This window comes from Arsenicicoccus dermatophilus (genome assembly GCF_046267915.1).
Lineage (GTDB): Bacteria > Actinomycetota > Actinomycetes > Actinomycetales > Dermatophilaceae > Arsenicicoccus > Arsenicicoccus dermatophilus_A.
Genome location: NZ_CP176520.1, coordinates 1,026,737 through 1,040,620, shown reverse-complemented (window position 1 = coordinate 1,040,620; position 13,884 = coordinate 1,026,737). Strand labels below are relative to the sequence as shown.

Here is a 13,884-nt window from a genome sequence, read left to right as displayed (position 1 = left end):
ACCCATGAGCCCCGACCTGCGTGATCCCGCCACCGATCCCTTCGAGGTGGCGCGCGCCGCCGCCGCCGTCGTCGCCGAGCGCACCGGCGTCGAGGCCCACGACGTGGCGCTGGTCCTCGGCTCGGGCTGGGGCGGCGCCGCCGACCTGATCGGCGAGACGCTGACGGTCGTCGACAACGCCGACGTGCCGGGCTTCACCACGTCCGCGGTGGCGGGCCACAGCAGCACCGTCCGGTCGGTGGCCCTCGGCGACACCGGCCGCCGCGCCCTGGTCTACGGCACGCGCACCCACCACTACGAGGGCAAGGGGGTGCGGGCCGTCGTCCACGGCGTGCGCACCGCCGCCGCCGCGGGCTGCCGCACCGTGGTCCTCACCAACGGCTGCGGGGGGCTGCGCCCGGAGTGGGCGCCCGGCACCCCGGTGCTCATCAGCGACCACGTCAACCTCACGGCGCAGTCCCCGCTGGAGGGCGCGACCTTCGTGGACCTCACCGACCTCTACTCCTCCCGCCTGCGGGCGCTCGCGCGCGAGGTCGATCCCGGGCTGGCCGAGGGGGTCTACGTGCAGTTCCCCGGCCCGCACTACGAGACGCCCGCCGAGGTGCGGATGGCGCGCACCCTCGGCGGCGACCTGGTCGGCATGTCCACCGCCCTGGAGGCGATCGCCGCCCGCCACGTCGGCCTGGAGGTGCTCGGCGTCTCCCTGGTGACCAACCCCGCGGCCGGCGTCTCGGACCGGGCGCTCTCCCACGAGGAGGTCCTCGAGGCCGGTCGGGCCGCGGCCGGCCGATGCGGTCGGCTGCTCGCCGACGTCGTCACCCGGATCGCCGCGGTCCACCCCGCCGACCACGAGGAGCGTCGGGCCGGATGACGAACCACACCGACGCCGCCCGCGCCGACGCGCTCGCCGCCCTGCTCGCCACCGCCCGTGCCTGGCGTGACGACGATCCCGACGAGACCACCCGCGCCGAGCTCGACGAGCTGATCCTCGCCGCCGAGCGCGGCGACACCGTGGTCGCGACGGACCTGGCCGACCGCTTCGCGGGGACGCTGGAGTTCGGCACCGCCGGGCTGCGTGGCGCCCTCGGGGCAGGCCCCCGCCGGATGAACCGCGCCGTCGTCATCCGCGCCGCGGCCGGGCTCGTCGCCTGGCTGCAGCACGAGGGCGGGCGGGTCGCGCCGGTCGTGGTCGTGGGCTTCGACGCGCGCCACGGCTCCGAGGAGTTCGCCCGGGACACCGCGGCCGTGGTCACCGCCGCGGGCGGGCGGGCCCTGGTGCTCCCCCGCCCGCTGCCGACCCCGGTGCTGGCCTTCGCCGTACGGCATCTGGGGGCGGACGCCGGCGTCATGGTGACGGCCTCGCACAACCCGCCGCAGGACAACGGCTACAAGGTCTATCTCGGGGACGGCTCGCAGATCGTGCCACCGGTCGACGCCGAGATCGCCGCGCACATCGCCGCGGTCGGGTCCGTCGCGGACGTGCCCCGCGCGGACGACGGCTGGCAGACCCTGGGCGAGGAGCTGCTCGACGCCTACGTCGCGCGGGCCGCGGCGCTGGTCGACCCGGACACCCCGCGCGACGTCACCGTGGTGCACACCTCCCTGCACGGCGTCGGCACCGAGACCGTGCAGCGGGCCTTCGCGCAGGCGGGTCTGCCTGCGCCGCGGGAGGTCTCGAGCCAGGAGGCCCCGGACCCGGACTTCCCCACCGTGGCCTTCCCCAACCCCGAGGAGCCCGGCGCGGTCGACGCCGCGCTCGCCCTCGCCGCCGAGACGGACCCGGATCTGGTCCTCGCCAACGACCCGGACGCCGACCGGTGCGCCGCAGCCGTCCGCGACGACGCGGGCTGGCGGATGCTGCGCGGCGACGAGCTCGGCGCACTCCTCGGGCAGGCTGCCGTCGACCGGCTGCTCGCCGACCCCACCGCCCCCCGACGGGTGCTCGCCTGCTCGATCGTGTCCTCCCGGCTGCTGGCCGCCATGGCGCGCGCGGCGGGGCTGGAGCATCGCGAGACGCTCACCGGCTTCAAGTGGATCGCCCGGGTCCCGGGCCTGGCCTACGGCTACGAGGAGGCGCTCGGCTACTGCGTCGACCCGGACGCCGTGCAGGACAAGGACGGCATCGGCGCGGCGCTCGTGCTCGTCCAGCTGGTCGCCCGCCTCAAGGCCGAGGGCCGCACCCTCACCGACGTGCTCGACGACCTCGCCGTCACCCACGGCGTGCACGCGACCGACGCCTTCTCGGTGCGGGTGGGCGACCTGGCGCTGATGCCCGCCCTGATGGAGCGCCTGCGTGGTGAGCGCCCCGAGCAGATCGGCGGATCCGCGGTCGAGCTGGTCGACGACCTGGCTGCCGGCTCGGCCGACCTGCCCCCCACCGACGGGCTGCGCTACCACCTCGCGGACGGGTCCCGGATCGTCGTGCGGCCCTCCGGCACCGAGCCCAAGGTCAAGGTCTATCTGGAGGCGATCGAGCCGGTGCGGGGCCGGGAGGACCTGGCGCGGGCCCGCGCCGAGGCCGCTCGACGGCTGGCCGCCGTCCGGGAGGACCTGACCCGGCTGACCGCGCTGTGAGCGACGCTCCGGCACCGTCCCCGGCGGCCGCCCCCGGCGACCGCGCCCGGGTGGTCGTCGTGTGCGGGCCGAGCGGCGCCGGCAAGTCCCGCCTCGCCGACCGGCTGCGCCGCGAGCTGGGCTGGCCCACCGTTCGGCTCGACGACTTCTATCGCGACGGCGACGACCCGGGCCTGCCCAGGCTCGCCGGGCTCGGCATACCGGACTGGGACGACCCGCGGTCCTGGGACGACGCCGCCGCCCTCGACGCCCTGGAGGCCCTGTGCCTGACGGGTGAGGTCGACCTGCCGGGATATGACATCGCCACCTCCCGCCGGGTGGCCGGGGTGCGGGTGACGCTGCCGCCGGGCCGGCTCGTGGTCGCGGAGGGGGTATTCGCCGCGGAGCTGGTGGCCGACCTGCGGCGCCGCGGGCTGCTGCGGGCGGCCTGGTGCGTGCGGCGCACCCCGTGGATCACCTTTGCCCTGAGGCTCGCCCGCGACCTGCACGAGCGGCGCAAGCCCCCGCTGACGCTGGTGCGCCGCGGGCTCGCGCTGCGCCGGGGCGAGCGTGGCACCGTCGCCCACCAGGTGTGGCTCGGGGCCGACCCGGTCACCCCCGGCGAGGCCTGGCAGCGGGCCCGGCACCTCGACGGCCGCCGGTTGCGGTGACCGGAGACGGCGGTCGAGCGGTCACGGTCCTGCCCTCGTGACGCGGGACCTGCTGGTCAGCACGCCGAGCCGATCCCGCCGGTCACGCCGAGCCGATCCCGCCGGTCGCGACGACGCGGTCGCGGCGCGCCGCGAGCGGGGCGGTCCGCGGCGGACGCGCCGACGGCCCCGGCTGCGCCTGCCGGGGCCGTCGTCCTGCGCGCGGTGTGGGGAACGCCCAGGTCAGCGGACCTTGAGGGCCACCGCGTCCACCTGGAAGGTCGTCTGCTTCCAGGAGTCTTCCTTGCCGGTCCAGGTCAGGGTGAGCGTCTGACCGGCATACTTCGTCAGGTCGATGGCGGCGTCGACGTAGCCCGCGGAGGTCTTGCCCAGGTTGGAGTAGGTCGCCAGCGTCGCGCTGCCCGCGGACACGGTGAGGGTGTCGCGCGGCGTGGTCGTCGTGATCTCGTCGCTGAGGACCTTGAGCTTGAAGCTCAGGGTCGCCTGCGAGGTCGCCGGGATGGTCACGCTGCGGCTCAGCGTCGCGGTGTTGGTGCGGCCCTGGCCGTTGAGCCTGGCCAGGTGGGTGCCCTCCGCGGCGTCTCCGGTCGTGATGACCGTGCTGGGGGTGGCGGTCCAGCCGGTGCTGCCCGATTCGAAACCTCCGTTGGTGAGGATGTCGCGGCCCTGGTCGGGAACCTTGCCGGTCACCTTGGCGACCGCGGCGCCCGCGTCCAGGATGCCCGCGCCGCAGCCGGTGCAGGAGGACGGGAACCTGCGGGCGGTGGACGTCAGCGTGCTGCGCACCTCGGCGGGGGTCATCGTGGGCTTGAGCCCCACGAGCAGCCCGGCCACCCCGGCGACGTGGGGCGCCGCCATCGAGGTGCCGGCGTACTGCGCGTAGGTCGGCGCGCCGGGCGTCGTCTTCCCGGCGTTCATGGTCGACAGGATCGCGGTGTCGCCGAGGATCTTGTCCTTCTCCCCGCCGGGAGCGGCGAGCGCGATGGTGGAGCCGTAGTTGGAGTAGTAGGTGAGCGCCCCACCCTTGCCGGTGGCGCTGACGTTGACCACGCCGGTGCAGTTGCCGGGGGCGTAGTTGGCCGCGTCGTCGTGCGAGTTGCCGGCGGCGGTGACGATGGTCATCCCGCGTCCGGCGGCGGCGTCGATGGCCTCCTGGTATGCCGGGGTGCAGGCCTCCTTGCCGCCGAGGCTCAGGTTGGCGATCTTGGCGGGGTTGGCGTTGGCGGTGGTGCCGGCGACCGTGCCGCCGGAGGCCCAGGTGATGGCGTCGATGACGTCGGCGTCCGAGCCGCCGCACTTGGCGAGGACCCGGACCGGCACGATCTTGGCCTTGGGTGCGATGCCCGCGATGCCGGTGCGGTTGTCGGTGACCGCGGCGATGGTGCCCGCCACGTGGGTGCCGTGCCAGCTGGAGTCGTGCTGGAAGGACGCGGAGCACTCCCCGTCGGCGTTCCAGTCGCCCTCGTCCTGCGGGTTGGCGTCGCGACCGTCGTCGTCCCGGGCGTAGGCCGCCTTGCTGACCATGTCGTAGCCGGGCAGCACGTTGGCGTCCAGGTCGGGGTGCTTGGTGATGCCGGTGTCGATGACCGCGACCACGGCGCCGTTGCCCTGGGCCTGCTGCCAGGCGGCGGGCGCGTTGATGCCGCCGATGGCATCGTCGAGGTCCCACTGCTCGGGGTAGCGCGGGTCGTTGGGGGATCCGGGCAGGTCGAAGCCCGCGACGCGGCCGTTGACGACGGCATACTCCACGGCGCCGCTGGCGAGCAGCGCCTGCCGGGCCCGCTCGGTGGCGGCCGCCGTGGTGGCCGTGGTGGCGACCAGGGTGGCCCCGATGCCGAGCGTGCGGACCTCGGAGAGGGTCGAACCGCCCTGGCGGCCCGCGGCGGCGAGGGTCTGCTTGCGGTCGGAGGTGGCCTGCAGGCCGCGGTGCTCGGCCTTGAACTTGACGATGAGCTCGGCGGGCTCGGCGGTGCGGGCCGTGGGGGTGGGGGCGCCGGCCTCACGCGGCTGCGTCGCCGCCTGGACGGGCGCGGCCAGCGCCCCGGAGGCCAGGGTCAGCGACGCCGCGAGAGTGATCGCGAGGCGCCCGGGCTTGGTGATGGAGCGTGACATGGGGGATCCAATCTGTCACCTGGATGGGCGGTGGAAGGTGAGCAGACTGTAGATCCCTGAGTCATACCTGTTCAAGAGACACGGATGGACTATCGGTCAACCGCTTCAGCGCGGTCGATGTGACCAGGAGATATCACGGAAAGTTAATCGGCATATCCCGACTTGATCACGTCGTCGATGAGGGCCAGCCGCTCGTCGAAGGGCAGGAACGCCGACTTCATCGCGTTGATGGTGGCCCATCGCAGATCGCTTGCGTCCCAGCCCGACTCGCGCACCAGCAGGGTCATCTCCCGCCCCATCGAGGTGTCGCTCATCAACCGGTTGTCGGTGTTGACCGTCACCCGGAACCGCAGGTCCTTGAGCAGGGTGATCGGGTGCAGCGCGATGCTCGGCGAGGCCCCGGTCTGAACATTGCTCGACGGGCACATCTCCAGCGGGACGCGCTTGTCCCGGACATAGGCCGCCAGGCGCCCGAGACGCACCTGGGCGGGGTCCGGCAGCCGGCCGTGCTCGGCCAACCACGATGGCACCGGCGTGCCGTGGACCGTGAGGTCGTCGACGATGCGCACCCCGTGCCCGAGCCGGTCGGCCCCGCACCAGGTCAGCGCCTCCTGGATCGAGGGCAGCCCGAAGGCCTCCCCCGCGTGGATCGTGAAGTGGGCGTTCTCCCGGGCGAGGAACTGGAAGGCGTCCAGGTGCCGCGTCGGCGGGTGACCGGCCTCGGCCCCGGCGATGTCGAAGCCGCTGACCCCCTCGTCGCGGAACTGCACCGCCAGCTCGGCGATCTCGCGCGACATCGCCGCGTGCCGCATGGCGGTCAGCAGGGCGGTGACACGGATCGGGTGGCCGGCCTCGCGGGCGAGCTCCTCCCCCTCGCGCAGCCCGGCGTTGACCGCCTCGACCACCTGGGCCGGCGTCAGCCCGCGCTCGAGGTGCAGCTCGGGGGCATAGCGCACCTCGGCATAGACGACGCCGTCGGCCGCGAGGTCCAGGGCCTCCTCGCGGGCGACCCGGCGCAGCGCGTCCTCGGTCTGCAGCACCGCGACGGTGTGGGCGAAGGTCTCCAGGTAGCGCTCCAGCGACCCGCTGTCCGCGCTCTCGCGGAACCACCGCCCCAGGTCGCCCGGCGTCGTCGCCGGCAGGCCGGCATACCCGGTCTCCCGGGCCAGCTCGAGGACCGTGCCCGGGCGCACCCCACCGTCGAGGTGCTCGTGGAGCAGGACCTTGGGGACGCGGGCGACCAGCGGGTCGACGTCGTATGCCGGAGGGGTCACGGGGTCGCTCACGTCCGGGGGTCCTCGTCGCGGTGGGCGGTGTCCGGGGTGAAGGCCGGGGTGCAGATCGCGAGGTACTCCGCGCCCTGCGAGCCGCAGGAGTAGCGGATCCGCTCCCCGGCCCGGGTGACGACGCTCTGACCCGGGCCCACGCGCGTGGTGCCCCCGTCGTGCTCGACCAGGACCTCGCCCGCAAGCACCACCGTCACCTCGTCGAAGTCCGGCGTCTGGGCCGGCTCGCTCCACCCGGCGGGAGCGCTCATGCGGGCCACGGAGACGCCGCGGTCGCCGGTGGTGGCGGCGCCGACGTGCTCCTCGATGACCTTCCCACCGGGGACGGGGATGCGGACAGGGTCGGTGATCAGCTCCGGCATCCCCTCAACCTAGCGGGGTCGTCCCGCGCTCGGGGCGAAGATCCCGTCCTCGGCGTCGGTGAGGCCGCGGCGCAGCGAGGGGAAGAGCAGGGCCGCCACCAGGCAGCCCCCGATCGTCAGCCCGACCCACACGTGCGGCAGGTGGTGGCCGATCAGCATCCCGCCGAGGCCCGGCCCGACGATGCCGGACACGATCCAGGTCATCGCCTGCAGCGCGTTGTAGCGACCGCGCAGCTCCTCCGGGGCCAGGTCGTTGACCAGCGCCGGGGCGAGCGGCGCCCACAGGGTCTCGCCCGCGCCGAAGATCGCCATACCGACGACGATGCAGGCGACCGCCGCCGGTCCGGAGACCCAGTCGCAGGCCGCGACCACGGTCCAGGCCAGCGCCCAGGTGGCGGCGCACACCGCGAGCATGGTGAAGCGGCGGCGGCCTCGGATCAGCCGCAGGGCCACGAGCTGGGCGCCGACGACGGCCGCGGCGTTGGCGGCGAAGGCCCACCCGAGGCTGCGCGGGTCGATCCGCGCCACGTCGGTGGCGTAGGCCGGGAAGCCGGTCTCGATCTGGGCATAGCCGAAGGTGAGCAGCAGCACCGAGAGCAGGACGATCTTGACCAGCCGGGTGTCGCGCAGCACCACGCCCCAGCCGGACCGCGGACCGCCGACGGCGCGGGGCTCGGGCGCGTGGTGGCCGGTCCAGCCGGCCATCGAGGCGATGATCACGAGGTAGGCGAGGTAGGACAGCGCGTCGAGGGTGTAGAGGCGCTGGAAGCTGCCGACGTCGGCCATGTCGATCATCCGCGAGCCGATCACCCCGCCGAGCCCGAAGCCCGCGTTGATCAGCATGAAGTGGTAGCCGAAGGCCCGCGCGGTGGAGTCGACGTGACCGAGCAGGTAGGCCGACACCGCCTCGACGGTGACGCCCCACAGGATCACCGGCCGCGGCCCGAAGCGGTCGATCAGCGTGCCGCCGAGGGGCGCCAGCAGGGAGCTCAGGAAGCCCATCATCGCAAAGACCAGGCCCACGGTGGTCGTCTGGATGTGTCGCATCTGCGAGAGGTAGACGTACAGGTAGGGCATGGTCAGCCCGGAGCCCAGGCAGGAGAAGGCGATCCCCACGAACATCCGCGTGACCAGGGGTGTCATGGTGCGGCCGGGGTCGACGGGTGCGGTGACGGTCGTCACGGCGCGAGTCGGTCAGGGCAGGTAGGCCGTCGCCACCGGGTTGTCGCAGCCGTGGTCGGGGCGGACCGGACCGCGCCGCCGGGCGGCACACCGCCCTCTCCTGGCGCCTCCTGATCGGCGGTCAGCGTCTGCCGAGCTGGGCGCCGAGGACGAATCCGCCGAAGACCCCGACGAAGTGACAGCCCGCCCTCACGACCCGCGACGGGTCCGCGAGCAGCTCGATCCTGGTGGACAGGAACCCCTCCACGATGACGGGCGCGGCGAACGCGAGGACGGCGAACGCCAGGGCCAGCACGACCCTGGCCCCCAGCCGCAGCCGGGGCGCGAGGACGCCCTTCATCAGGCTGACCGCGGTCGCGGTGGCCACGAACGACAGGATCAGGATGGCGGCGCCGCCCACGGGTGGATCTCCTTGCGGTGCAGTTGGTAGCCCCGGTGTGGGCTCCGCACCCTACCGGCCGGTCGCAGGGTCGACCTCGGTGCCCCCGCCGGTCGTGACGCCAGGGAGGGTGGGTCACCCGCGGCGCGCCCGGTTGCGGTTGTGCAGCCAGACGTAGACCCCGGTCAGGGCGAAGGCCACGGTGGGCAAGGCCCAGACGGACGGCCGCCGGACGCTCAGCAGGATCAGCGGCCCGAAGACCATGAACATGATGATGGTCGCGAGCGCCTTGCCCGCCCACCGGTTGCCCTCCATCAGCGGTCCTCCCCCGCCACCGCGGCCAGCCGGCGCAGACCCTCGTCGATGATCGCGGGGCCCGTGCCCACGTTGAAGCGCACGTGGTCGTGCCAGCGCGCGCCGAACTCCGCGCCGATCCCGACCGCGAGCCGGGCATCGGTCAGCAGCCGCCCCGCGGGGTCCTCACCGAGCCCCAGCCCCGAGACGTCCACCCAGGCCAGGAAGGTCGCGCGGGCGGGCGCGACGACCCGGGCGCCGGCGGGCAGCCCGCGGCGCAGCTGCTCGTGGTGGGCGGCGAGGTCGGTGACCAGGTCGTCCAGCCAGGCGTCACCGCCGCGATAGGCCTCCTCGGAGGCGAGATAGCCGAGCTGCCCTGCGTGGTAGGGCAGCTCGTAGGGCAGGCCACCCTGCAGACGCCGTCGCATGGTGGCGCTGTCGGTGACGATGAGGGCGGCCTTGAGGCCGGCGATGTTCCATGCCTTGGAGGCGGCGTGCAGCGCGACGCCGTGCTCGCGCGCGGCGTCCGAGACGGCGAGGTAGGGCGTGAACGTCGTTCCCGGCAGGGTCAGCGGGGCGTGGATCTCGTCGCTGATGACGTAGGCGTCGTGGCGGGCGACCAGCTCGGCGAGGGCGGCCAGCTCGGCGCGTGGGTGCACCAGACCGACGGGGTTGTGCGGGTGGCACAGCAGCACCGCGCGGGCGCCGGCGCGCAGCTCGCGCGCGATGCCCTCCAGGTCGATGGCGTGGCCCGCGTCGCCCAGCAGCAGCGGCACCTCGACGGTGCGCATGCCGGTCTCCGCGCCGTAGTGGAAGAACGGCGGGTAGACCGGCGGCATGATCACCACCGTGTCGCCCTCGTCGAGCAGCGCGGTCATCGCGGCCATGATCCCGACCGACACGTCGGCGCACAGCGTCGCCTGCGCCTCGTCCACCTGCCAGCCCCAGCGGCGCTCGGCGAAGCCCGCGAAGGCTTCCTGCAGCCCCCGCCCGAAGCTCGGGTAGCCGGTGTCGCCGCGCGAGATCGCCTCGTGCAGCGCGTCGGCCACGACCGGCGCCAAGGCGCAGTCCATCTCGGCGACGGGCATCGGCAGCACGTCGGGCTCGTAGAGCGACCACTTGGCGCTGGTGCGCTCCCGCAGCTGGTCGAGGGCGGGCCACCGGACGAGGCTCATGCGGATCTCCTTGCGTGCGTATGCCGAGAAGGATCTGGTCGGACCGGTCGGCGCTGCGCCGGTCCGTGCGCTGCGGGCCAGGGGTTCACCCGCGGGCGATGCGGTCCAGCACCACCTCGCGGCGCTCAGGCTGCCCCTCGCCGATCGCCCACGCATCCTCGAGCGCGGCGACGGCGCGGTCGAAGCGCTCCGGGGTGTCGGTGTGCAGGGTGAGCAGGGGCTGCCCCGCGGTCACGGGGTCGCCGGGCTTGGCGTGGATCTCGACGCCGGCGGCGGCCTGCACCGGGTCCTGCCGGCGGGCCCGCCCGGCGCCGAGCCGCCAGGCCGCCAGGCCCACGGCATACGCGTCCAGACGCCGCAGGACACCGCTCTCGGTGGCGGTGACCACGTGCTGCTCCCGGCTCGTGGGCAGCGGGGCGTCGGGGTCCCCGCCCTGGGCGGCGATCATCGCCCGCCACACGTCCATGGCGCGGCCGTCGGCGAGCGCCTCGGCCGGGTCCGCGTCGGGTCGGCCGGCGGCCGTGAGCATCTCGCGGGCGAGCGCCACGGTGAGGTCGACGACGTCCTGGGGTCCGCCTCCGGCGAGCACGTCGACGGACTCGCGGACCTCGAGGGCGTTGCCCGCGGTCAGCCCCAGCGGGATGCTCATGTCGGTGAGCAGCGCGACGGTGGTGACGCCGGCGTCGGTGCCGAGATCGACCATGGTGCGGGCGAGCTCGCGGGCGTCGTCGAGGGACTTCATGAAGGCGCCGGAGCCGACCTTGACGTCCAGGACGAGCGCGCCGGTGCCCTCGGCGATCTTCTTGGACATGATCGAGCTGGCGATGAGCGGGATCGCCTCGACGGTGCCGGTGACGTCGCGCAGGGCATAGAGCTTCTTGTCGGCCGGGGCCAGCCCGGAGCCCGCCGCGCAGATGACGGCGCCGACGTCCTCGAGCTGGCGCATCATCTCGTCGTTGGTGAGCGCCGCCCGCCACCCCGGGATCGACTCGAGCTTGTCGAGGGTGCCGCCGGTGTGGCCGAGCCCGCGGCCCGACAGCTGGGGCACGGCGACGCCGCACGCCGCGACGAGGGGGGCGAGCGGCAGGGTGATCTTGTCGCCGACCCCACCGGTGGAGTGCTTGTCGGCCGTGGGTCGGCCGAGGGAGGAGAAGTCCATGCGCTCGCCGCTGGCGATCATCGCCGCGGTCCAGCGGGCGATCTCGCGCCGCTCCATGCCGTTGAGCAGGATCGCCATCGCGAGCGCCGCCATCTGCTCGTCGGCCACGACCCCGCGGGTGTAAGCATCGACCACCCAGTCGATCTGGCTGTCGCTGAGGGCGTGGTGGTCACGCTTGGCCCGGATGACCTCGACGGCGTCGTGCTGCTCGCTCATGGCAGGACACTACCGGCGGTCCGGGTCGGTCCTCCGCGCGGTGCCCCCCGCACCGGGTCCGGCGCCCGGGCCTTGCTCTCGGCATGCGGCGAGGAGCGCGAAGCAGTCATGACGTTCGTAGGCGACCCTGCGCGTGGCGGTGGCGTCCTGGCGGTGTCTCGCGACCTCGCGACCGGGCCTGCCGACCGTCGACCACGGCGACACCGTGGACGACGTCGATGACCTCGTGCACGGCCTCTGGGACCCCGCCGGCAGCAACCACGCCGCCGGCGTCACCGCCGCGGACAAGGCCTGTGCCTGGTCCGGGGCCCAGGGCACACCCGACGTCTCCGAGTCCGACCCCGTGGGCCGGCCGGGGTCAGCTCAGGGCGTCCGGCGCGACCGCCGGGGTGGGGCGGTCGGGCCGGGGTCGGCTCGTCAGCGCCCAGGCGACGCCCACCGCCGCGAGGGCGGTCCCGCTCAGCAGGGCCACGATCAGCCCCCACCCCGGTGACATGCTCAGGCCGTCGCGGTGGGTCGTGGCGATCGCGCGCAGCGCCGGGACGGTCGACCCCGCGCACCCCGCTCCGAGCGCCGCGAGCGTCCACGGCGCCCAGCTCATCCCGACGCCGCCTCGGCGCCGGTGCAGGTGAGCCGTCGCCGCCGCGAGCAGACCGAGCGCCAGCGTGTAGACGCCGTCCCCCTGCGTTCCCGCGACGGTGAGCTGACTGGTCATGACCGTCCCGATCAGCCACGGCCCGAAGGACCCGAGCACCGCCAGCGCGGAGGCCCCGAGGGCATAGCCCGCCCACTCCCGGTCCGTCATCGGGGCCACCGTCCGCTCCGGCACCGGGGCGGCTTCGACCGGCGCGGCAGGGCTGGCCTCCCCCGGCTCGGTGGGGGCTCCCCCGGGAGCGGCCCCCGGGACTCTCCCGGGGGCGACCGTGAGGTCCGGCGCCGCGGCGTCGGTCCCGAGGCGGGACGGCAGCGGCGGGGCTGCGGACAGGTGGACGGTGCGGTCGGTCATCGGGCCCTCCGGTCGGAACGGCGGGCTGGGCACCGCCGAGGGCTCATGGTCTCTCCGGCCATCCCGGGGCACGGACGGATCGTGACCAAAATCCGCTATCCGTCACCCGGGTGGGCGTCTGACGCCGCCGCTGCGGCGCACCACTCGTGATCGCGACGACGCGGTCAGGTCGCTGCGGAGACCTCGGCGCGATAACGCACGAAGGACGGCACGACCGCTGCGCAGACCAGCACCCCGACGACCACCAGGACGCCGCCCGCGACGACCGTCCAGGCCGCCCCCAGCCACCCCGCGGCATACCCGTGCAGCACGTCCGCGACCCGCGGCCCACCCGCCACCACCACGATGAAGACGCCCTGCAGACGACCCCGCACCTCGGGGGTGGCCGCCGTCTGGAGCATCGCCTGCCGGAAGGACGACGACGCCATGTCGGCGGCGCCGCCGATCGCCAGCCCCGCCGCGCACAGCCACAGCCAGGGCTGCATCCGGCCGTCCGCGGGCACCACGGCCAGCCCGGTCGCCACCACCCCCAGGCCCCACACGACGATGCACACCACGACGGCGAGGCCGTGGCGCGCCACCCGGGACACCCACCCGGAGAAGACGCCGCCCAGGACCGCCCCCACCGGCAGCGCGGCATACAGCACGGCGAAGGCCGGCCCGCCGCCGATCTCGCCGCCCAGGTCCACGTGCGCGATCTCCGGGATCAGGGCCCGCGGCATCCCGAAGACCATCGCCACCAGGTCCACCACGAAGGACATGAGCAGCACCGGGTGACCACCGAGGTAGGTGAACCCGTCGACGACCGAGCGCAGCCCGGGCGAGGAGTCGGGATGGGCCTCGCCCGGGACCCGCGGCAGCCGCCGCACGGCATACAGCGTCGCCAGCAGGCAGACCGCGTCGGCGAGGTAGAGCCAGGAGAAGCCGAGGACCGGGATCAGCGCGCCCGCGACGAGCGGCCCGGCGATCGCGCCGGCCATGAAGAGCGTCATGTTGAGCGCGTTGGCGGCGGGCAGCAGCTCCGTGGGCAGGATCGCGGGGAGCAGGGCCACGCGGGCGGGCTGGTTCACCGCGAAGAACGCCTGCTGGACCGCGAAGAGGCCGAGCAGCACCCAGACGTCGGTGGACCCGAGCGCCGCCTGCGCCCAGAAGGCGATCGACGTCGCGACGATGCCGAGGGTGCTGAAGGTCAGCAGCCGTCGCTTCTCCAGGTGGTCCGCGAGCGACCCTCCCCACAGGCCGAACACCACGAGCGGGACGAGCCCGAAGACGCCGGTCAGACCGACGTACTCCGACCTCCCGGTGTCGCGGTAGATCTGCGCGGGGACCGACACGATCGTGAGCTGGGCGCCGACGACGGTGACGCAGTTGGCGAGGAAGAGCCGGCGGTAGTGCCCGTGCTGCAGGGGGCGGGTGTCGGCGACGATCGAGCGCAGGTCCACCGGCCCAGACTAGGTGTCCCCGGGCGCCGACCAGGGGCTCCGTCCGC

General features: G+C 74.3%; 13 protein-coding genes. 3 read left to right on the top strand and 10 right to left on the bottom strand.

Going from position 1 to position 13,884, the window contains the following annotated elements:
* Positions 1-4: 4 nt before the first annotated feature.
* Genes ACK2IS_RS05195 through ACK2IS_RS05185 form a run of 3 tightly spaced genes read left to right on the top strand, consistent with a single transcriptional unit; the run spans position 5 to position 3,224 of the window.
* The gene (locus ACK2IS_RS05195) at positions 5-871 is read left to right on the top strand and encodes a purine-nucleoside phosphorylase (protein WP_409485084.1); all 867 of its coding nucleotides are present in this window, start codon (positions 5-7) and stop codon (positions 869-871) included.
* Positions 868-2,574 (top strand): phospho-sugar mutase, encoded by a 1,707-nt coding sequence (locus ACK2IS_RS05190; RefSeq protein WP_409485083.1) that lies wholly within the window; start codon positions 868-870, stop codon positions 2,572-2,574. Before ACK2IS_RS05195 ends, ACK2IS_RS05190 begins: the two co-directional genes overlap by 4 nt.
* A complete protein-coding gene (locus ACK2IS_RS05185) occupies positions 2,571-3,224 on the top strand; it encodes a uridine kinase (protein ID WP_409485082.1) in 654 nt (217 codons plus the stop codon). The genes ACK2IS_RS05190 and ACK2IS_RS05185 overlap by 4 nt, the downstream gene beginning before the upstream one ends.
* A 222-nt stretch (positions 3,225-3,446) precedes the next feature.
* On the opposite strand, the gene ACK2IS_RS05180 is transcribed toward ACK2IS_RS05185, so the two are convergent.
* The 10 genes from ACK2IS_RS05180 to ACK2IS_RS05135 form a co-directional block, all read right to left on the bottom strand.
* Positions 3,447-5,336 carry a S8 family serine peptidase gene (locus ACK2IS_RS05180; protein ID WP_409485081.1) on the bottom strand — a complete coding sequence of 630 codons (1,890 nt, stop codon included), beginning with the start codon at positions 5,334-5,336 and terminating at the stop codon, positions 3,447-3,449.
* A 143-nt stretch (positions 5,337-5,479) separates the two neighbouring features.
* The gene (locus ACK2IS_RS05175; protein ID WP_409485080.1) at positions 5,480-6,622 is read right to left on the bottom strand and encodes an adenosine deaminase; all 1,143 of its coding nucleotides are present in this window, start codon (positions 6,620-6,622) and stop codon (positions 5,480-5,482) included.
* Complete coding sequence (locus ACK2IS_RS05170; protein WP_409485079.1) at positions 6,619-6,984, bottom strand: cupin domain-containing protein; 366 nt, start codon at positions 6,982-6,984, stop codon at positions 6,619-6,621. Before ACK2IS_RS05170 ends, ACK2IS_RS05175 begins: the two co-directional genes overlap by 4 nt.
* A gap of 9 nt (positions 6,985-6,993) precedes the next feature.
* Positions 6,994-8,166: an MFS transporter gene (locus ACK2IS_RS05165; protein WP_409485078.1), complete on the bottom strand. Its 1,173-nt coding sequence runs from the start codon at positions 8,164-8,166 to the stop codon at positions 6,994-6,996.
* Between the two features lie 121 nt (positions 8,167-8,287).
* Positions 8,288-8,566, bottom strand: a complete 279-nt coding sequence (locus ACK2IS_RS05160) for a hypothetical protein (protein WP_409485077.1) — start codon at positions 8,564-8,566, stop codon at positions 8,288-8,290.
* Positions 8,567-8,680: 114 nt separating this feature from the next.
* The gene (locus ACK2IS_RS05155) at positions 8,681-8,860 is read right to left on the bottom strand and encodes a hypothetical protein (RefSeq protein ID WP_409485076.1); all 180 of its coding nucleotides are present in this window, start codon (positions 8,858-8,860) and stop codon (positions 8,681-8,683) included.
* On the bottom strand, positions 8,860-10,014 hold the full coding sequence (locus tag ACK2IS_RS05150) for a MalY/PatB family protein (protein ID WP_409485075.1): 1,155 nt from the start codon (positions 10,012-10,014) through the stop codon (positions 8,860-8,862). Before ACK2IS_RS05150 ends, ACK2IS_RS05155 begins: the two co-directional genes overlap by 1 nt.
* 85 nt (positions 10,015-10,099) lie before the next feature.
* Positions 10,100-11,389, bottom strand: a complete 1,290-nt coding sequence (locus ACK2IS_RS05145) for a thymidine phosphorylase (protein ID WP_409485074.1) — start codon at positions 11,387-11,389, stop codon at positions 10,100-10,102.
* 358 nt (positions 11,390-11,747) lie between these two features.
* The gene (locus ACK2IS_RS05140) at positions 11,748-12,395 is read right to left on the bottom strand and encodes a hypothetical protein (RefSeq protein ID WP_409485073.1); all 648 of its coding nucleotides are present in this window, start codon (positions 12,393-12,395) and stop codon (positions 11,748-11,750) included.
* Positions 12,396-12,559: 164 nt separating this feature from the next.
* Complete coding sequence (locus ACK2IS_RS05135; RefSeq protein ID WP_409485072.1) at positions 12,560-13,837, bottom strand: MFS transporter; 1,278 nt, start codon at positions 13,835-13,837, stop codon at positions 12,560-12,562.
* Positions 13,838-13,884 lie beyond the last annotated feature (47 nt).